We start from the raw sequence: 5,971 nt of genomic DNA on the forward strand, positions 1-5,971 counted from the left end.
GTTTTATGGTTTCTTAGTGTTTTCAAAACCGTGGGGGCAGTGTAAACAATAGCGTATTGCTTTTTCCATGTACTGTTATTTGCAACGAAATTTAGGTAATCCTTCGTGAAGATGTCGTGTGTGATCCCCATGTTGGCCAATTCTTCAATCGAATCTTTCATGGCTTCTTCGACGTGCTTTCGGCTAAGTTCTGGGTCAGCGATATCAACTATTTGAAGGGTATAGCCTACTTTCGGGAAATAACCATCAAGAGCACGCTCTAGGCGTCGTGACACCTCCCTTTTTTCAGATTTGTTCAGTGTTGAATTGAATCCATTTAACTCGAAAAAGCTAACCATTCCGCCATCGGTCATTTTGAATGTTTCATCATCAACTGGCGCGACTATTTCATAATAATCATCAGCATGCCTTTTGCCATTTTTTGACAATTGAAAACAAAATGCATCAACACTCATCAATAACTTACTTAATAAATCCATTTTTATGTCCGCAAAATCCTTTTTGACGCAACGATGTTATCACAAAAAAAAAGGAATCCTCGATCTCCTTTTTTTTTGTTTTATTTAGACCTCAAGGACGAGGTCTCTTTGGCCTGTATTCTTCTTTTTTTCTTGGCGGCGGGATGTCTTCCGCCGCAGGCAATGGAGGGGATTCCATCTCTGGCGGTTCAGGCGGGGTCCAGTCGGCTAACCCCTCAGCACTTGGCGCTTCTTCGGTAAAATCCATTGAGTCAATATTTTCGTTTATCGACACATCATATTTTTCAAGGTCGTTTGAAACTGGCGATGTCATCTCGATCGGATCTGGAGGGGAAGGTTCATTTTTGCTATCGAGTTGAGCGCCATCCTCCTGTACAACAGCCGGTTCCCCCCTCTCCTGATACACAGAAGATAATTTCATAGCCTGTATTCCCTCTGGAGGGACAATCGACGCCAAATACCCTTCTGGCAGCTTTTTCATGATCGCGACATGCATGTCGTTAGGGGCCTCCTGAAAGGGGTTAACCGCATCTCTGACCGCGTGTAGGTGCCGACGAAAACTTGAGAACGCCACTCCGTCCATTTCATCTTTCGAGGGGGGGGTTGAGGCGAAGAATGTTACTTCCGACTCGTCCAACTCAACCATTTTCTTAATATCTTCTGGCGAAAGTGCACCGCTGTCTTTTACCTGAGCAACGCGGCGTACCCACGCCTCAGAATAAGGAGAGACCGGGTCTCCTTTCGGAGCGGGTTCGCTCGCTTCAGGCATCTTTTCATCATTACGACGTGTCGCCACTTGTTCCTTGGGGAGTTCAGCGCCTTTCTCTTGTTCCTCGGGCGGCGGTGCAGGTGTACTATCAACCTCCGAGTTTGCGTTCTCGCTTGGCGTTTGAGCAACGTTGTTTTGTTTCACTTTCTCTTTTGTGACGTTGTCCAGGGCAGGTATCGTCTTGGAAAGAATCTCGTACTGTTCAGGCATCACGATCTTCAAATGAGGCGCTAGCTCTTTAAGTCTCTCAAACTGCTTCGTATTTCTGTTCGGATCCATCCTTACCCGCCCCTCAGCGTCAGGAATGGTAGTTCCGACTAGGCGTTTTATGTATTCCGCTGTTCTCTCCACTTGACGTCGAGACTCTGGGGCTAAGCCTGTTCCATCAACAAGATCTCGCCATCCCTCGTCAGGCATCGACAAAAGCGGGACGAGTTGGATTATTTTTAAAATATCGTCGTTGGATAGGTCTGAGAAACTGTTTTGCTGCTCCTCACCGTTCATTCCACGACTTATTTTTAACGGGTGCTCATTCACTTCTCGGAGTGATGCTTTGATGCTTTCAAGCATGTCCACTTCCTCCTGCTCGAAGCGAGTTTGTTTTTGTGACGGAGGCTCAACGGCTCCCTCACCACGGCGATCAAGCTTGCTGGCGTCCACGCTAGGATTATTGGCTAACGCTTCTGGGGCTTCTTCAAGGGAGTTTTCTTGTGCGAAGAGAGGCATAATCCGTTCTTCAAAGACCTTCCTTAAATGCGGGGACACACGAATGTCGTTAACGTCATAGCCTGCATCAACTAATGACTTTGTCATATTTACAACAAAGTTGTAGGACTCTTTAGGATCCGTAAAGGTCGATTTTATTAAAGGATAGTGTATCCCTTTTGACATTGCCTTTAGAGCGGCGTAAGCATAAACATCTTCAGACACTTTAGCTGAGGGGAATGTCGCTTTAAACGAGCCTATCACATTGAACCTAATCAATTCTTTTCGCGTCATCATTGTTTCAGGATCGAATTCAACTAAGGTGTTACTGAAAAGGCTTTCTTTTGGGGTTCTTACCGGATCTTGTAAAATTAACCGGTCAACCCCTTTACTGACTTTGCTGGACAATTTATTCCAAACGCTTTTTTCAGCCCAAGAAACGTTTTCTTTCTTGTTGAACAATGCATTCATACGGTTTAGTGCTTCAAGCTGGAGCTCTACATCAACCTTTTTCTTAGCTGCCTCGCGATAGATGCGCTCCTCAAGACTTGCCGCCGCCTTATCTTCCGCTATGGACTCACGACTCAAACTTGCTACATTTTCATCTTTCGGCTTTTTTGTAGCGGGTTCTGGCCCGGCTAACTGATATTTTTCTTTAATTGCGACGAGTGGCCCTAGCTCTTCCTTATTATCGATCGCTTCAAACGGCGACTCAACGGCTCCGACTTCAACTCGCTCTACCAGCCAGGAGATACGTTCCCTATTGAGGTATACATCAAGATGTTCTTTTACCTTTTTCTGCAGAACCGGCATTGAGTCTTCCGGGTTTAGATAACGCAACAGAAGCTGAGTTATTGCTTCTGAATAAAAACTTGAATCTACACCCTCACCCATCGCCTTTGGCAAAAAAATGTTCAGCACTTCTTTTTGCTGAGCTTCGTCCAGTAACGTCACGCTACTGGACGCCAAGCCCGCAAGTCTGAGGGATGCAAGTTCCAAATCCCTTTGGCTTTCTGACTCCCCAGGGCTCGCGAGTGCGAATTCTGCTATCATTTTTGCCACCCGACGAAAATCAGGCGTGTCGATGTCTTTGCGATAGGCGTTAAGCTCAAACAGCTTTTGAGCTATAACCTTGTCCTCTTCGCGCTTGAAGTGTTCCGCCAGAGAACTGGCCATTAATGTTGCGGGGGAAGCCATAGCAATTCCTTACGAACGGTTGATTTCTTTATTAGCTTTGGTGCTCATTTTGACTTTTAAACTTAAAGGCTCTTTTACTTTGACTATTTCACCTGTTCTGGGGTTGCGTGCCGTCGGCTTGCCTTTATAAACGAAAAAGGTACCAAAGTTTTTTATTCGCACAGGTTGCGATTTCGCTTGTTCGACAATCTTAGCGAATACGGATTGCACGAAGGCGTATCTTTCTTCAACTTCACGTTTTAGGGATGCGGGATTTGTCTTTGCCGGCACATCATCGAACACAATATCTTCGACAACATTCCGCAAATTTTTCATTTTTTGAGTATTTTTAAGAGGCATGAAAACATCCTTGTTTAACCAATTTATAACTTACATTGATTTTATCACAAGGATGTTAATTCTTTTTTTTCACAATGGTGTTAATTCATTTTTTCGCTTTTATTTCTTTTTCAATTGCGATCCGTGTTTTCCTTTTGAGTCAAAAAAGGCTGCACCACATCCTACACATTCCCATAAAGACCAATCTTTCCCAGGTATGATTTTATGGTAGGTGTAATCCTTTTCGCATACAGTGCACTTGATTTTCCGTGCATCAGGAGGGGGAACCCATTTAGGCTTCTCACCTGCCCCTTCTGTACCTCTAGGGGCAAGTTTATTGCCAGGCTCACCATTTTTAGTGTTAAAAAAGGCAGAACGGCATTTTGAACATCGCCATACTTCCATGATCTTTTTCGTTTTTTTACTCTTTCTCTTTACTAAAAAGAGGTTTCCCCCGCAGGTTTTTCCTTCTTCGTTTTCGTCAGCACAAATTTTTACGTTTTCTACAACAGGAGATTTAAGGTTAAATTGGCCTTTATTTAAGTCTTCAAAAAAGCGCGCCTCCAACTTCCTGAATCGAGCAATAAAACTTTCCAGGGTTTGCTGGCCATTCTCTATTTCATAAAAAGAGGACTCCCAATATGCCGTCGCCTCTGGGGTAGAAAAGTAATCTGGTGCAATCTCCATCAATGAGACCAGCTTCTTCAGCGGCACCAACCTATACAATTTTCCGTCCTTTTTAAATTGAACAAAGCCTTTGGGTTTTAACGAGCTGACATGGGCCTGCCTTGTCCCGTCCGTCCCAATCTGTAGTTTTTTTACTTTTTTTATAAGCTCTTTATTTTTTACGAATTTTTTAGGGTTTTCGAGCACGCCAAGCAGCTCATCTTCGGCGTAGCACTTAGGGGAGGATGTCGTTTGCTTGACCATTTCAACCCCCCCGACCCCAACAACCTGACCAACACTAAGGGCCGGCAAGCTGCACCCGTCAACCACACTATCGCCCTCTTCCTCTTCCATATCTTTGGATACGCCCTTCCATCCTAAGTCTACAGGAACCGCCCCTGTTGTTTTGCACAGGAGCCCTCCGGCCACCTGTGTTTCAATTACAGTACTTGCGTACTGGTAATTTGGTAGGAATTGAATTAAAAGGCGATCAGCCATTTCTCTATACACTTTGAACTCATTAGGAGAAAGGTTAGCCATCGGCACCGACTCTTCTGTCGTAATAATTGCATGGTGTGAGCCACTGTCATCCACCCCTTTTTTCCAAATGCGTGTTTTCCTCTTCAGATCAATAAGTTTGAACGCAGACTCATACCGTCCTTTTTCAGCATCTGTTAGTTGGGGCGCTTTTCTGAGGTTTGCAATGAGCGCTTTGATGTAACTGGGCATATCTGAGTGCATGGTTTCATCAAGAACTTTTAGATCGACACGCGGGTATGTGATATAGCCGGCTTCGTACAAACGTTGCAATGCATCAGACGTATCTTTCAATGTCATTCCGTATTTGCGGATCATATGACGGTCAAAGCCGGTACGATGAAAACCCGTGGGCGGAGCGGTTTCTTTGTTCACCTTATCACAACGCACGACTTTCCCTTTCCCAATCTTGACTATTACCACCCGCATCTTTTCCGCGATGTCTTTATCAATGAGTTTTTTTGTCTTCGGGTCGAGGTGCTTTTCGGGGTATGACACTGAGCCACTGTATTTCCCGCCGCCATCAGAAAGGAAGTTCACTTTGTGCGTAAAATAATCTGTAGGGCGGAAGTCACGCATCTCAATGTAACGAAGGTAAAGTATGTAACAGATAGCAAAAACAACTCTTCCAGCGTTCAGTGGGGTATACGGCGGGATCATACCTTCGTTTTGCGCACTGAGCCCCATCGTTATATTCATGCCTACTGACCAGTCGCCATACATTCTTGCCAGTCCCGCTAGATAGCGGGGGTACGTTTTACTGGCTGGCATTTTCTTGTTATAGGCTTCGATTATTTTCTTTTTTGTGACCTGCGAATAAAAAACCCGATCGAGATGAGGATGGTCGGCCAACTTTAGGTGTTCAAGTAATTCCCAACCAAGCAGCTCTCCCTCTCTGTCGTTATCCGTTGCTATGGTGATCGTCTTTGGCGTACCGGATTTCACAAGGGCCCATTCGGCTGCCTTAAAGAGAGACTCGGCTCCGTCGCTAACACGCAGGGGCCACCGGGTCCCGCTAACTACTACAGGAAGAAGATCTGTTCGCCATCCGAACTTCAGTTTTGGTTCATAGTGCTCGGGCGGAAGGAGCTCTAAGATATGACCTCGTAAATAAAACACACATATACCACCCTCTTTGTCATACCAAGCGTGGCGATTACCTTTGATGTCGAAGCCTTTCGTTAACTTAAGTGCTTTTTGGAACATTTTAGCCTGTGCTGGCTTTTCACAAATAATAACTTCATTAAAGGGGGGCATAACGCTCACTGTTTCCTTGTGCCCCCCTTTAATGAAGTTATTA

4 protein-coding genes are annotated in these 5,971 nt (G+C 45.0%); all 4 read right to left on the reverse strand.

The features are described from left to right. A partial coding sequence (locus tag V5298_RS19365; protein WP_332933073.1) for a hypothetical protein occupies positions 1-479 on the reverse strand: 479 nt, incomplete at its 3' end. Positions 480-570: 91 nt separating this feature from the next. Continuing rightward, positions 571-3,150, reverse strand: a complete 2,580-nt coding sequence (locus V5298_RS19370; protein ID WP_332933074.1) for a hypothetical protein — start codon at positions 3,148-3,150, stop codon at positions 571-573. A gap of 9 nt (positions 3,151-3,159) precedes the next feature. Next, positions 3,160-3,489 (reverse strand): HU family DNA-binding protein, encoded by a 330-nt coding sequence (locus V5298_RS19375; protein WP_332933075.1) that lies wholly within the window; start codon positions 3,487-3,489, stop codon positions 3,160-3,162. Between the two features lie 99 nt (positions 3,490-3,588). After that, positions 3,589-5,971, reverse strand: a 2,383-nt coding sequence (locus tag V5298_RS19380) for a DNA topoisomerase (RefSeq protein WP_332933076.1), incomplete at its 5' end; no start/stop codon positions are given.

The organism is Alteromonas sp. 14N.309.X.WAT.G.H12 (assembly GCF_036697315.1).
Classification (GTDB): domain Bacteria; phylum Pseudomonadota; class Gammaproteobacteria; order Enterobacterales; family Alteromonadaceae; genus Alteromonas.